We start from the raw sequence: 459 nt of genomic DNA, 5'->3' as shown, positions 1-459 counted from the left end.
GGCTGTTTTGAGGGCGCGGCGGACACTGAATTCGGACACCCCGACCGCGTCAGCGACCGCCTGTTGGGACATACCCGTCGCCCGCAGTTCAACGATCCGTGCCACGACGTCCCCACTGAGCCGGGACGGGGCTTTCGGGCCTCTCTTCTCCGGTGCCAGGGCCGCAACCCCGCCCTCGGCCAGCAACTGGCCCCACATCCACAACGTCCCGACCGAGACCGAAAACGCCGCCGCGACCTTCGTCACCGAGGTGGCCCGCATGCCCGCCAGCTTGACGGCCGCCCACCGGCGCGCAGCCACATCAGGGGTGTCCCAGGAAAACGTCAGCTGCCCACGAATATAGACCTCACCACCATCAGCACCCTCCACCAGTGACACGGCCAGGCCCACCGGCACGGCAGCGGCGACCATCGCTACGGGCAATGGCGGTTGCGTGGTCATGATAGCCATCTTCCCACC

At 67.5% G+C, this 459-nt stretch carries 1 protein-coding gene; it reads right to left on the bottom strand.

What is annotated here, in order from left to right; translation table 11 throughout:
• A partial coding sequence (locus AAGW05_RS18565; protein WP_411806036.1) for a hypothetical protein occupies positions 1-441 on the bottom strand: 441 nt, incomplete at its 3' end.
• Positions 442-459: the final 18 nt, after the last annotated feature.

The organism is Arthrobacter sp. LAPM80 (genome assembly GCF_046736435.1).
Classification (GTDB): domain Bacteria; phylum Actinomycetota; class Actinomycetes; order Actinomycetales; family Micrococcaceae; genus Specibacter.
This window is presented reverse-complemented; position numbering and strand designations above follow the sequence as displayed.